The organism is Thalassospira sp. CA1 (assembly GCF_059052855.1).
In genome coordinates, this window is record NZ_JBZCIA010000004.1 from 140,220 (window position 1) to 154,573 (window position 14,354).

The following is a 14,354-nucleotide window of genomic DNA, read 5'->3' on the forward strand; positions in this document are numbered from 1 at the left end:
CCGCATCGGGCGTTTTTTTGTGCCAATTAGCATCCCGCGACGAGGAGCCATAGACAAATGAACCACGTCACTGCTGCATTACGAACCGCCAAAGCCCGCCTGGTTGTCATCGGCAACGGCATGGCCGGCATGCGGACCGTTGAAGAAATCCTGAACCGCGCACCAGACAAATATGACATCACCGTTTTCGGTGCCGAGCCGCGCGTGAACTACAACCGCATCATGCTGTCGCCACTGTTGTCTGGCGAAAAGGATTTCGACGAGATCGTGATCAACACCCCGGAATGGTACACCGAAAACAACATCCATCTTTATTCCGGCGACCCTGTGGTCAAGATCGACCGCGACCGCAAAGTGGTGATTTCCAAAAGTGGAACCGAAACCGAGTATGACCAGCTTTTGCTGGCAACCGGTTCTGATCCGATCATCATTCCGGTTCCCGGTCACAAGCTTGACGGCGTTGTCACCTTCCGCGATGTCGATGATGTCGACACCATGCTGGGTGCTGCTGCCAAGGGCGGCCCGGCAGTCGTCATCGGCGGCGGCCTTCTGGGCCTTGAAGCGGCCGTTGGCCTGCAATCGCGCGGCATGGATGTAACGGTTTTGCATCTGGCAGGCCATGTTATGGAACGCCAGCTTGACCCGTCGGCAGGTTACCTTCTGGCGCAAGAACTGGAACGTCGCGGCATCACGGTGATTACCGAGGCCGATACCGCCGAAATCGTTGGCAGTGAAAATGTTACCGGCGTTCGCCTTAAAGACGGACGCATGATCCCGGCTGATCTGGTGGTTATGGCTGTTGGTATTCGTCCAAATGGGCGCCTTGCCGCAGACGCGGGTGTTGCAGTCGAACGCGGCATCGTGGTTGACGATGTCATGACCACCAGTGATCCGGCGATCTTTGCCGTTGGCGAATGTGTTCAGCATCGCGGTCAATGTTATGGCCTGGTCGCCCCGCTGTTTGAAATGGCCAAATCACTGGCCGATCACATGGCCGAAATAGACACTGATGGCTATACCGGCTCAGTCACCTCGACCAAGCTTAAGGTGACGGGTGTTGATGTCTTTTCGGCTGGTGATTTTTCCGGCGGCGGCGAGACAGAGGAAATCGTTTTCCGCGATGCCGGTCGCGGCGTTTACAAGCGCATCGTCCTTGAAGACGGCAAGATCAAGGGCGCGGTCCTGTATGGTGACACATCCGATGGCGGCTGGTATTTCCAGCTGATGAAGGACGGTGAAGATGTCACCGAACTGCGCGACACACTTGCCTTTGGTCAGGCATTTGCGGGGGGATCTTCTGGAAACCCTCTTGATGCCGTTGCAGCCCTGCCAGACGATGCAGAAATTTGTGGCTGTAACGGCGTTTGCAAAGGATCGATCGTTGCCGCCATCAATGAAAAGAGCCTGACCACCCTTGATGAGGTCAAAGGTCACACCAAGGCATCGGCATCCTGCGGATCCTGCTCTGGCCTTGTTGAAAACCTGTTGGCCGCAACCCTTGGCGGCGATTATCAGGCCGCAATGGTCAAGCCGATCTGCACCTGTACCGATCATGATCATGACAGCGTCCGTCGTCTGATCATTGCCAAAAACCTGAAATCCATGCCTGCCGTCATGCAGGAACTTGAATGGAAGTCATCTGATGGCTGCCATGTTTGCCGCCCGGCTTTGAACTATTACCTGCTGGCGGCGTGGCCGGGCGAATATGTCGATCACGGTGCGTCACGCTTTATCAACGAACGTGTTCACGCCAACATCCAGAAAGACGGCACCTATTCGGTTATTCCGCGCATGTGGGGTGGCTTGACCAACCCACGCGAATTGCGTGCGATTGCCGATGTTGCCGACAAGTTCGAAATTCCCACAGTCAAGGTTACCGGCGGCCAGCGCATTGACCTTTTGGGGGTCAAAAAAGAAGACCTGCCGGCTGTCTGGGCAGATCTCAATGCGGCGGGCATGGTATCGGGTCATGCCTATGGCAAATCGCTTAGAACGGTCAAAAGCTGCGTCGGGCAGGAATGGTGTCGCTTTGGCACCCAGATGTCGATGGGCATGGCCGTCGAACTCGAAAAAATGACCTGGGGGTCCTGGATGCCCCACAAGTTCAAAATGGCCGTATCGGGTTGCCCTCGTAATTGCGCCGAAGCAACCATCAAGGATTTCGGCGTTGTTGCCACCGATGGCGGCTGGGACCTGCATGTTGGTGGCAATGGCGGCATTCATGTCCGTGCGACCGATCTTCTGTGCAAGGTCACGACCGATGACGAGGTCAAGGAATATTGCGGCGCCTTCATTCAGCTTTACCGTGAAGAAGCCCGATACCTTGAACGCACGGCACCCTGGATCGAGCGGGTTGGCCTGAAACATGTTCAGGAACGGGTCGTCGATGATGAAGCCAACCGCAAGGCGCTATTTGAACGCTTCATGATCAGTCAGAAAACAGCGCAAATTGATCCATGGGCGGAACGCGCATCCGAAGGCGTTGACGCGCACGAATTCACCCCCCTTTCGATGGTCGCAGCGGAGTAAGACAGATGAGCAACACTCTGACATGGGTAGAAGTCGGACCCGCTGCCAACATCCCGCGGCAAGGGGCACGCACCCTTCAAACCGAAACAGATCGCATTGCGATTTTCAGAACGCTTGATGATCAGATCTTTGCTTTGCTGGACCGCTGCCCGCACAAACAAGGGCCGCTGGCACAGGGCATCGTCCATGGCCATTTCGTGACCTGTCCGTTGCATAACATGGTGTTCTCGCTTGAAACCGGCGAGGCACAGGGGCCCGATGACGGCTGTGCCGCCAAGGTGGAATGCCAGGTCATTGACGGGATTGTTCGAGTTGGCCTGACCGAACTGCAAGCTGGATTGCGCCATGCAGGATGAGGTCAAAACAACCTGCCCCTATTGCGGTGTTGGCTGTGGCCTGATCATTTCGCCAACCCGTGACGGATGGGCTGTCGGCGGCGATCAGGATCATCCGGCCAATTTCGGGCGGATATGTTCCAAGGGTGCCGCGCTGATCGATACTATCATGGCCGAGGAACAGCGCGATATTCGCCTGCTCGAGCCCGAAGTCGATGGCAAGCAGGTCGCATGGAATGATGCCATTGGCGAAACGGCAAAGCGCCTGCGCAATACCATCGAACAGCATGGTCCGAAATCGGTGGCGTTTTATGTCTCGGGTCAACTTCTGACCGAGGATTACTACGTCGCCAACAAGCTGATCAAAGGCTTCATCGGATCACCGCATATCGATACCAATTCCCGGCTGTGCATGGCCTCGACCGTGGTGGGACATAAGCGGGCGTTTGGCGCGGACGTTGTGCCGGGCTGTTACGAGGATCTTGAAATCGCCGATCTGGTCATTCTGACCGGATCAAATCTGGCATGGTGTCACCCGGTGCTGAACCAGCGCCTGCGCGCGGCCAAGGAAAAACACGGCACAAAGATCGTCGTGATTGATCCCAGGCGGACGGCAAGTTGCGATATTGCTGATCTGCACCTACCGATCAAACCGGGCAGCGACGTTGCCCTGTTTAACGGGTTGTTGGCCTGGCTTGATCAAACCCGCAATACCGACCTTCGTTACGTGGCCCGTCATGTGACCGGCTACGAACACGCCGTGGCAGAAGCACGTGCTGACTGCCCCGATATCGAGACAACCGCAGAAAAATGCGGGCTCGACACCCATGAAAGCGCTGATGAACTCGGCTCGGGTCTGGGAAAACTGGAAACGTTCTTTAACTGGTTTGCTGCCTTTGAACGCACCGTCACCGTGTTCTCGCAAGGGGTTAATCAGTCCTCAAGCGGATCGGACAAGGTCAATTCGATCCTGAATTGCCATCTGGCAACAGGCCGCGTCGGAAAACCGGGTTCAAGCCCGTTCTCCGTCACCGGCCAGCCAAATGCCATGGGCGGACGCGAAGTTGGCGGGCTTGCCAATCAGTTGGCCGCCCACATGAACCCCAATGACCCGATTGATGTTGATCGCGTGCGTCGGTTCTGGAAATCCGATGTTCTTGAACAGGGCGAAGGATACAAGGCGGTTGATATGTTCCGCGCTATTGAGCGTGGGGAAATCAAGGCTGTGTGGATCATGGCGACCAATCCGGCTGTTAGCCTTCCGGATGCTGATCGCGTCCGGCTTGCGCTGTCGCGTTGTCCTTTGGTGATTGTTTCAGATGTGGTGAACGATACCGATACATTGCGCCATGCCGACATCAGACTCCCCGCTGCTGGTTGGGCCGAAAAATCGGGCACGGTCACCAATTCCGAACGTCGCATTTCGCGCCAACGCCCCTTCCGCGAAGCCCTTGGCAATGCCAAGCCAGACTGGTGGATCATGTCCGAAGTCGCCAGGGCCATGGGCTATGCCAAGGCGTTCAAATACAAGGACCCAAGCGACATCTTTGCCGAGCACGCCGCCCTGTCGGAATTCGAAAATGATGGCACACGTGCCTTTGATATCGGTGCATGGTACAAGGCCAGAAAATCAGCCTATGACAGTATGGCACCGTTTCAATGGCCGGCCTCGCGCAAGTCTCAGCCTGCGAATGGCGCCACACGTCTTTATGGCGATGGGATCTTCACCACATCAAGTGGGCGCGCCAAGATGCTTGGCCTTACCCACAGCGGCCCGCAATCTCAAACCACCCGGGAATATCCCCTGATTGCCAATAGCGGTCGTTACCGCGATCAATGGCACACCATGACGCGCACAGGTACTGCCGCGCGCCTCAGCGCGCATCGCCCTGAACCGTTGCTTGAAATTCACCCAAAAGATGCTGTGCTTTACGGCCTTTCTGATGGCGGGATCGCCCGGATCAAAAGCCCACATGGCACTGCATTGATGCGGGTGGCAATTACGGATGCGCAAACACCAGGACAGGTTTTCGTTCCGATGCACTGGAACGATGTCTTTTCGGCCGCGGGTGGGATTGGCCGACTACAGCCCCCCAATGTTGACCCCCACTCCGGCCAACCCGAAAGCAAACATGTTCCGGTCGCCCTCGAGCCGTTTAGCGCCAAATGGCAGGGATTGCTGTTTTCAAGCACACCGGTCGATCTTTCCAAACTGCCCTACTGGGTCGGTGCGACCGGACCGGGCAGCATGGTTTACGAAATCGCCGGTGATGCCCCGATCCTGTTTAAATCCCTGTTGCCGATTGCCGCGAACAGGGACGTTGAGCAGATCATTGAGTATTCCGACGCCAACAAGGGGGTCCATCGGTTTGCCCGCCTCGAGGGAGATCGGATTACCGGGGCGCTGTTTGTCGGCCCTGATCGCCCGGCACTTGGTCGTGACTGGGTTTCAAACCTGTTGGGTGCGAATGCCATCGCGCCGGTTGAACGCAACGCGCTTTTGGCCGGGCGAATGCCCGATGCCGGGGCGATCAATGATCGCCTGATTTGTTCATGCTTCTCGGTCGGTTTGGCCGCAATCAGCAATGCCATCTCTGAACAGAATGCCGTGACGGCGACCGATATCGGCCGCCTGCTTCAGGCCGGAACAGGATGCGGATCCTGCGTGCCGGAGATAAAGGAGATTCTCGATGACGTATTACCGCGCGCCGCAGAATAGCACTCTGAACGCCACGGCACCTCGGGCAAGCACCGATCAGTCGGACGAAAAATTCGCCTACTTCCCGGCATTTGTGAAAGTGCAGGGCAAGAAGGTTGTTGTGCTTGGTGGCGGCGAAGTTGCCGCGGGCAAGCTCCGCCTTCTGCTGCGCAGTCATGCCGACATCACGGTAATCGCGCCTGAAGTGTGCGATGATGTTGCAAAAATGCACAATACCGGTCAGATCACATGGGAACGTGCCCCGTTTGTCGATACCATGATTAATGGCGCGATCATGGTGTTTGACGCGACGGACAATCCCCACCTGACCAAGCGGGTCGAGGCGGCAACCAAACGACGCAACATCTTGCTTAATGTCGTCGACAAGACCGCGCATTGCGATTTCATTGTCCCCGCCATTCTTGATCGCGCGCCAATCATGATCACGATTTCGACGGGCGCCTGCGCCCCGGCACTGGCACGCATGTTACGCCAGCGACTTGAAACCGTGTTCCCGGCAACCTTGTCAAACATTGCCAAAATCGCCCGTGATGCCCGCGCAACCGTGGCCGCACAGTTAAGCGACAGCCTGTCACGACAGCGCTTCTGGACCCGGTTTTTCCAAAACGCCTTGCGCGCGGACAACACCGGCAAAGTCACCCCGGATGACCTTGCACATGAACTCCGCACCTTTGTCCCGCAAGGCAGCAGCGCAACCGTGCCATCCGGCCAATCCTTGCAGGTCACAATCAGCGCCGATAACGCCTATGACATCCCGCACGGTGTTGCCGGCAACATCGAAACAGCCGATATCATTTTCCACGACAAGAACGTGGCACCCGACATCCTTGCCCTGGCCCGCCGGGATGCGACCCTTATCAGCATCAGTCCGTCTACCGACAAACACGGCGAAATACCTGACACCGGATTGGCGATCAGCAAACAGATCCAGTTCTTCACCCAACAGGGCATGAACGTCTTGCGGCTTTGTCGAAACTAATCGCCAAAGCAAGCATTTGAAGGTCATTCACCCCCGCGACGACCAAGACCACTGGTGGGTTTTGCAATGTGAAGCGAGGTGATATCAAACCTCACCCGAAATCATAATCCGGTTTTAATACGACCATCCGCATGGTGTTGAATAGCGCGCTTTTGCAGGGCTTCCGCGTTCAGGTTGTTTGGAATCAGGCAGAACCCTAAAGAGCCAGGTTCGACAGGCCATGCCCGTAATCGGGGAAACTTCATTCGCCTCGTTCCGAATATCGGAGCTGAGCAACGACGATGAAGAAAGAGCTGCACTAACCCAGAACACCACAAGAACGCTAAGCACAGCCATGACAACATGCACCGCAAGGCGTGTCACCATGTTGCAATTGCGCGCCCTGTTGGGTCCTGGATCAAACAAGGGCATCACTTGCTATCGCGCTGGAAGATCCAGTCATGGTCTGGATGGTTCTGGAACCGCCATTTGCGCATCGGGCCTGCCATGACATTGAGGTAATACATCTCATAGCCATATGGGCTTCCACACGGATGATGGCCTTTGGGCACCAGCACAACATCGCCGTCTGACACCGCCATGGTTTCATCAAGTTCGCCATCTTCGGTAAAGACCCGCTGGAAACCAAATCCCTGTTTGGGATTGAGGCGATGGTAATAGGTTTCCTCGAGATAGGTCATGTCGGGATAGTTATCCTCGTCATGACGGTGTGGCGGATAGCTTGACCAGTTGCCTTGCGGGGTAAAGACCTCGGTCACCAGAAGACTATCGGCGATGTCTTTTTCTTCCATGGCAATCGGATGGATATATCGGGTATTCGCCCCTTTGCCACGCTCTACGAGCTCGATGTTTTCGATTACGCGCGCAGTGTAATTCCCCTTGCCGGGTGCGGTACAAACCGCAAGCGTGCAATCGGTTGTCGCAACAGCTTTCCAGTTGGCATCATTGGGCGCATAGACACAGGCTGGCGGGATACGCTCAAACACGCTCATGCGTTTGCCGAGCTCACCGAAATCCTGATCATCGACAGAAATCTTTGCCTTGCCTTCAACCAAGACCAGAATGACCTCACGGTCGCCGGTTGCTTCCCGGGCAGTTTCGCCGGGTTTCAGATGATACAGCCCAAACCCGACATACCCCCAATTGGCACTATCAGTCGTGATATCGTGGACCTTCCCGGTCGTTCCATTCGGCTTTCTGAGCAGATCAGCCATCAGGCGTCTCCTTTATCCAGTCCGGTTTTCCGTGCCATGTCGCGCAGCGATTTCAGTCCCAAGGACTGATATTCAAACGGGTTGCGAACGTTCGGGTCCTGTTCGGCCTCGATCACCAGCCAGCCGGAATATCCATGGTCGGCTGCGATTTTCAGAACCGGTTCAAACGCAACGCCCCCCTCGATATCACCCGGGACGGTAAAGACCCCGCGCCGCACACCTTCAAGGAAGCTAAGCCCTTCTTCACGGACCTGTTTGCTAATAACCGGGCGCACGTTTTTGCAATGGATATGGCCGACACGATCCATGTAACGCGCCGCCAGTTCTTCCGGGTCGGCACCTCCGAACCAGGCATGACCGGTATCAAGCAGAAGCTTGGTTTTCGGCCCGGTATTTTTCATGAAGGCATGAATTTCATCGGCCGTTTCGACAATCGTACCCATGTGATGGTGATAAACGAGATCGATACCCTGTTCGGCACAATAGGCGGCGATTTTTTCGACATCCGCACCGAACTTGGCCCAATGATCGGCATGGAGAACCGGGCTGTTATTAAGGGCTGCGTTATCATTGCCGTGAATGGCGTTTGACGTTTCACAGACGATGCAAACCTTGCATCCCATCGCCCTCAGAAGATCCAGATGCGGCTGAATGGCCTTTTTCTCGTCCTCGACCGAATGGGTCAGAAGATTAAGCGAATGCCAACCTGAAATGAATTTAAGGCCATGTGGCGCAAGGGCAGCTTTCAGTGCCGCTGGCTCGGTCGGCATCTTGTGGCCTTTTTCAATGCCGTAAAAGCCAATCTTTCCCGCCTCGGACAAACAGGTTTCAAGGCTTATGTCTGCGCCAAGGGTCTGGTCATCATCATTGGACCAGGCGATCGGATTGGTACCGTAAAGGATCATTATTTTAATCTCCCGGGCGCTGCTTTTTCAGCGCGGCTTCGTAATTTTTTCTGGCTTCGTTGACGCTTGGGCGAACCGATACTTCCGGCACGGCGACATCCCACCAATGACCACCGGCTTCCGTGCTTGGCAACGGATCGGTATCAATGACAATGACGCAGGATCGATCAGCCTCCTTGGCGCGCACCATGGCGTCTTCAAGCTCGGTGATCGACGATACCTTTTCGGCAATTGCCCCCATCGCACCGGCATGCGCGGCAAAATCAATTGCCGAGGGCACGACATGGCGCGCGGTATCAAGAAGGTTGTTAAAGCTTTCCCCACCGGTTGCCATCTGCAAACGGTTGATACAGCCAAAGCCCCGGTTATCAAGGATCACAGTGATGATCTTGTGCCCCAGCATCACACTGGTCGCGAGCTCGGAATTCATCATCATGTAGGAGCCATCCCCCACCATAACGACAACTTCGCGATCCGGGCAGGCCATCTTGACCCCAAGCCCACCGGCAATCTCGTATCCCATGCACGAGAAACCATACTCAACGTGATAGCCATTGGGTCGGGCTGCTTTCCAAAGCTTATGAAGTTCGCCAGGAAGCCCACCGGCCGCACAAACAACAATCGCATTTTCATCTGTGCTGCGCTGAACCGCACCAATCACCTGTGCGTCCGTTGGCAACGCGTTTCCTGTTGGCGCCGCGGTGACACCCTCAACCGCATCCATCCAGCTTTGCTTGAGTGCCGGGTCCACCGCACCTGCACGATAGTCGCCCAGTTCCTTGGTGAGCTCCGCCAATGTGGCCTTCGCATCGCCGACGACCGAAATCGCATCATGTTTACGCGCATCATAGGCCGCCACATTGATCGAAAGAATACAACGATCAGGGTTCTTAAACAGCGACCAGCTGCCCGTCGTGAAATCTTGAAGACGTGTGCCAACCGCAATGATCAGATCGGCGTCCTCGGCAATGGCGTTGGCACTGCTTGCCCCGGTAACACCAATCGAGCCCATATTAAGATCATCATCCCACGGCAAGGCAGATTTCCCTGCCTGTGTTTCGGCCACCGGGATGTTGTGACGATGGGCAAATTCACGCAGATCATCACAGGCTTGGGCGTAATGCACGCCACCACCGGCAATGATCAGCGGCTTTTTCGCCGATCTGATCGCGCCAATGGCGTCTTCAATCTGTTGAAGGTCCGCACGGGGACGCAGGTTTTTCCATGTCTTTGGCACAAAGAAGCTTTCTGGCCAGTCATAGGCTTCTGCCTGCACATCCTGACAAAATGCCAGGGTCACCGGGCCGCAATCAGCCGGGTCTGTCATAACCGCCATTGAGCGTGGCAATGCTGTCAGAAGCTGTTCCGGGCGGGTAATACGATCAAAATACCGACTGACCGGTTTGAAGCAGTCATTGGCCGAAATCGTACCGTCCCCGAAATCTTCGATCTGTTGCAAGACCGGGTCCGGTGCACGATTGGCGAACACATCGCCGGGTATAAACAGAACGGGCAAGCGATTGACATGCGCCAGTGCCGCGGCCGTCACCATATTGGTCGCACCCGGCCCGATCGACGTTGTTACCGCCATGGCGCGTTTGCGATTGGATGCCTTGGCATAGGCAATCGCCGCGTGGGCCATGCTTTGTTCGTTATGACCACGCCATGTCGGAAAACTGTCGCCTGCGCCATGAAGTGCCTCGCCCATTCCGGCGACATTGCCATGACCGAAAATAGCCCAGCAGCCCCCGAAAAAGTCTTCTCCGTCGTGATTGCGCTGTACACTCAGATACCGCACCATTGCTTGGGCGGCGGTTAATCGAACGGTTTTCATGCCGCTCCTCCCGATTTTTTGCGTGCCGCGTCCCAGGTATCACACAGGGCGCGATATTTTTGGGCCATTGCTGTAACGGCCTGATCATCGGCAATCGTACCTTGCATCCAGTCACGCGCAACATCGATAAAGATCGTGCGCCCGACAGCAAAGCCTTTGACCATGTTAAAGCGCGCTGCGACTTCGAAGCTTTCAACCAGCTCCGCTTCCGGTGCATCAAGACCAAGCACGACGATACCCCGGCAATAGGGATCATTTTGGGCAATCGCATCGCAGGCATTGCGCCATGCCGCATCCGATTTCATCGGTTCAAGCTTCCACCAATCGGGATAAACACCGATTTCATAGAAACGCCTGATCACCTTGGCCGTTGTTTCATCATCACAATCGCGAACCTTTGACGGAATAACTTCCAGAAGGAATTCCAAGCCATTGCCGCGCGCTGCATTGGCAAGCCGAATGATGGTGGCTTCCTGATCGGCCTTGGTCACGTCATCATCATCGGGATGATAGAAACACAAAACCTTGACCACATGCTCCACCGGCCATTCCGCCAGTTGCGTGCCAAGATCGGGACCAATTTCCAGCTCAAGCGGACGCGACCCCGGAAGTTCAACCGGTCGCCCGATCCAAAGCCCGGTGCCGGCCGCCGCATAAAGGGCATCACGCCCCAGTCGGCGGTCGCACAGGATGCCGTATCCATCCCTGCCGCCGGAAACATTCTGGACCGCGCGCAGGCACAGCTCCTTGAACGGACCAATGCGGTCATGTGAAACGCCAACATCATCGGCTAGATCTTCAAGCTGCATCCGATGATCAAATGCAAAAACCCGCATTTCCGGCCAACTGCCGCTACGGTTGGTTGACCAGTGGATTTGCTCCAACTCTGCATCGTTGCGCAGTTCCGGCGTTTTGATACCGCGATCAAAGAAGAATTGCAGTTCATCCCAACTCGGATAAGCAGGCGTACAGCCATGGCGCGAAACCGCAAATGCACCACAGGCATTGGCGTATTTCAGGGATGTTTCCCAATCCGCATCAGACAGCCATCCTTTCAACATGCCCGACATAAACCCGTCACCCGCACCCAGGACATTAAACACATCAACCGTAAATCCCGGCCCGGAAATTCCGTCATCAAGGCTTTTGCCAATTTTGTCAGCAAACGCCACGGCCCCCATCGGACCACGTTTGCAAACCAGCGTCGCATTCGAAATCACACGAACATTTTCAAGCGCTTCGAGCGTATCGGTCACACCACCGGCAATATGGAATTCTTCCTCAGTGCCGACGATCAGATCAAACAGATGCAGGGTCGCCTGCAATTCCTTGGTAACAGCGTCCGAGGCAATGAAACGGTTTTCACCATCCCCATGCCCCGACAGCCCCCAAAGATTGGGACGGTAATCGATATCGAGTGCGGTTTTGGCGCCGGCATCACGGGCCAGTCGAACGGCCTTAAGAACGGCCGCACGGGTTTTGGGATGCGAAAGGTGCGTCCCGGTAACCGTCACACAGCGTGCACTTGCAATGAAGTCGGGATCGATATCATCCTCACACAACGCCATATCGGCACAGTTTTCGCGATAGAAAATCAACGGAAACTGCTCCTGATCGCGCACGCCCAACAGCACAAGCGCAGTCAGGCGTTCAGGATCGGTTATAACACCCTGAACATCAACGCCTTCAGCAACCAGCTTTTCGCGGATGAAACGCCCCATATGCTCGTCGCCGACCCGCGTAATAAGCGCAGATTTCAATCCCAGTCGCGCAGTCCCGCACGCCATATTGGTCGGGGAACCCCCGATATATTTTTTGAACGATGCCATGTCCTCAAGACGCCCGCCAATCTGGGCGCCATAAAGGTCAACGGATGATCGTCCAATCGTAATGACATCAAGCCGCTTCATTAAATCGTCCCTCCAAGGGACCCTTCGAGTTCGGCCAGTTCCTGACCGCCCGCCATAAGGTCTTGAAGCTCTTCGGGTTTGATTTCACCCCGCTTCGCGGTGCCGTGGGTTTGGCCGCGGTTCAAAACCGTAAACCTGTCGCCCACTGCCATGGCGTGGCGCACGTTGTGGGTAATGAAGATCACGCCAATTCCGGCTTTGCGCACCCGATCAATGGTCGCCAGAACGTTTGACGTCTGGCGCACACCAAGTGCCGATGTCGGTTCATCAAGGATCAGGACCTTGGCCCCAAAATACACGGCACGCGCAATCGCAACTGTTTGCCGCTCCCCGCCCGACAGCGTACCAACCGCCTGTTCGGGTTCGCGCAGATTGATGCCCATCGATGCCATTTCGTCCAAGGTGACCTTGTTGGCATGCTTGAAGTCGATCCATTTGAATGGACCAAAGCTTTTGCGTGGCTCGCGGCCCATCCAGAAATTGCGCGTAACAGACATCAGCGGGATCATCGCCAGATCCTGATAAACAGTCGCGATGCCGGCTTCCATCGCGTCACGCGGACTGTCGAAAACGGTCTCTTGACCACTGACCCGCATGACACCCTTGGTCGGCTTGTGTACGCCTGACATGGTCTTGATGAAGGTCGACTTGCCCGCACCGTTATCCCCCAAAAGACAGTGGCACTCGCCTTCCATCACATTAAACGAAACGCCGCCCAACGCGATTACCGGTCCGAAATGCTTTTCGATATTGTCCATTTCAATCAATGGCGTACTCATTACCGTTCTCCCGTAATCATGCGGCGGATATAGGTATTCATGATCACAGCGAAGATCAGGATACCGCCCAGGAACACCCGGAAAAGCGAACTTTCTGCACCAGCAAAGAACAAGCCTTGCTGAACCACACCAAAGATCAAAGCCCCCAGCGCAGCACCAATGACCGAACCATAACCACCTGTCAGAAGTGCGCCGCCAATCACCACACAGATGATGGCTTCAAATTCCTTGAGCAAACCTCGGTCTGCCGCAGCCGACCCGAATTCCATGACCTGGCAGGTCGCAAAGACGGTGGCGCAGAATGCGGTGAACATGAACATCAGGATCTTAACGCGATTTACCGGAACACCGACATAACGTGCGGCCTGCGCATCCCCGCCGGATGCAAAAATCCAGTTACCGAAACGTGTTTTGGTCAAAAGCCAGTGACCAAAAATGATCAATGCCAGCGCCCAGATGACCAGCATCGGCAGACCTTCAACAACCGGCTGCCCGACACGGGAACCACGGGTAAAGGTATCAATGACACCGATATCGCCAAGCCACTGGAAAAAGCCCTTGAAGATCACGCCGCCAAACAGCCAGGCAAGCGGGTCTCCCTCGGCAACTTCCTTAACCCCGCCAATAATGGTCTGTCGGGTTGTCAGGATGGAAAGCCAGATGGTCAGACCACGCAGAATATATAAGAACGCCAGGGTAACAATGAAGCTCGGCAGGCCGGTTTTGATCACCAAAAAACCGTTCAGTGCGCCCAGTGCCGTGCATACGATGAAGGCCGCAATGATAGACAGCCAAACCGGCAGGCCCCATTGAACAGACAGAATGGCAATCACCACGCCTGCAAAGCCGATCATTGAGCCGACCGAAAGATCGAATTCACCGGCAATCATCAACAGGCAGGCACCGACTGCGATGATGGCAAACTGGGCCGATACAACGCCCCAATTCTGAATGCCTTCCGGGGAAAACATGCCGCTATCACCGGCAATCATAAAGAAGAAAACAAAGACCAGGATCGTACCGCAGATCGCACCGAGTTCGGGCCTGATCATGGCACGGCGAATGGCTGAGACTTGCTTGAGCCGCTCGTCCGACATGGCATCACTCTTTTAACTATCAGGTGGGTACCAAGGGCGGCCTGAGGCACGCC

10 protein-coding genes are annotated in these 14,354 nt (G+C 55.6%); 4 read left to right on the forward strand and 6 right to left on the reverse strand.

Features of this window, described 5'->3' with window-relative positions; genetic code table 11:
* Nucleotides 1–57: 57 nt before the first annotated feature.
* The 4 genes from nirB to AC5Q5A_RS09300 are packed head-to-tail and all read left to right on the forward strand — an operon-like array spanning nt 58 to nt 6,562.
* Complete coding sequence (gene nirB, locus AC5Q5A_RS09285; protein ID WP_493895065.1) at nt 58–2,529, forward strand: nitrite reductase large subunit NirB; 2,472 nt, start codon at nt 58–60, stop codon at nt 2,527–2,529.
* Nucleotides 2,530–2,534: 5 nt separating this feature from the next.
* Nucleotides 2,535–2,885, forward strand: a complete 351-nt coding sequence (gene nirD / locus AC5Q5A_RS09290; protein ID WP_493895066.1) for a nitrite reductase small subunit NirD — start codon at nt 2,535–2,537, stop codon at nt 2,883–2,885.
* A complete protein-coding gene (locus AC5Q5A_RS09295; RefSeq protein WP_493895067.1) occupies nt 2,875–5,583 on the forward strand; it encodes a molybdopterin-dependent oxidoreductase in 2,709 nt (902 codons plus the stop codon). The genes nirD and AC5Q5A_RS09295 overlap by 11 nt, the downstream gene beginning before the upstream one ends.
* Nucleotides 5,555–6,562 carry a precorrin-2 dehydrogenase/sirohydrochlorin ferrochelatase family protein gene (locus AC5Q5A_RS09300; protein ID WP_493895068.1) on the forward strand — a complete coding sequence of 336 codons (1,008 nt, stop codon included), beginning with the start codon at nt 5,555–5,557 and terminating at the stop codon, nt 6,560–6,562. The genes AC5Q5A_RS09295 and AC5Q5A_RS09300 overlap by 29 nt, the downstream gene beginning before the upstream one ends.
* 410 nt (nt 6,563–6,972) lie before the next feature.
* On the opposite strand, the gene iolB is transcribed toward AC5Q5A_RS09300, so the two are convergent.
* From iolB to AC5Q5A_RS09330, 6 genes are read right to left on the reverse strand one after another with little or no spacing between them, the layout of a single operon-like run.
* Nucleotides 6,973–7,776, reverse strand: coding sequence for a 5-deoxy-glucuronate isomerase (gene iolB, locus AC5Q5A_RS09305; RefSeq protein WP_493895069.1), 804 nt, complete (start codon nt 7,774–7,776; stop codon nt 6,973–6,975).
* Entirely contained in the window at nt 7,776–8,681 is a 906-nt protein-coding gene (gene iolE, locus AC5Q5A_RS09310; protein WP_493895070.1) for a myo-inosose-2 dehydratase, read from the reverse strand. The genes iolB and iolE overlap by 1 nt, the downstream gene beginning before the upstream one ends.
* A 4-nt stretch (nt 8,682–8,685) precedes the next feature.
* Nucleotides 8,686–10,515 (reverse strand): 3D-(3,5/4)-trihydroxycyclohexane-1,2-dione acylhydrolase (decyclizing), encoded by a 1,830-nt coding sequence (iolD, locus tag AC5Q5A_RS09315; RefSeq protein WP_493895071.1) that lies wholly within the window; start codon nt 10,513–10,515, stop codon nt 8,686–8,688.
* Nucleotides 10,512–12,425 carry a bifunctional 5-dehydro-2-deoxygluconokinase/5-dehydro-2-deoxyphosphogluconate aldolase gene (locus tag AC5Q5A_RS09320; protein ID WP_493895072.1) on the reverse strand — a complete coding sequence of 638 codons (1,914 nt, stop codon included), beginning with the start codon at nt 12,423–12,425 and terminating at the stop codon, nt 10,512–10,514. Before AC5Q5A_RS09320 ends, iolD begins: the two co-directional genes overlap by 4 nt.
* On the reverse strand, nt 12,425–13,204 hold the full coding sequence (locus AC5Q5A_RS09325) for an ATP-binding cassette domain-containing protein (protein ID WP_063088785.1): 780 nt from the start codon (nt 13,202–13,204) through the stop codon (nt 12,425–12,427). The genes AC5Q5A_RS09320 and AC5Q5A_RS09325 overlap by 1 nt, the downstream gene beginning before the upstream one ends.
* Complete coding sequence (locus AC5Q5A_RS09330) at nt 13,204–14,301, reverse strand: ABC transporter permease (RefSeq protein ID WP_493895073.1); 1,098 nt, start codon at nt 14,299–14,301, stop codon at nt 13,204–13,206. The genes AC5Q5A_RS09325 and AC5Q5A_RS09330 overlap by 1 nt, the downstream gene beginning before the upstream one ends.
* Nucleotides 14,302–14,354 lie beyond the last annotated feature (53 nt).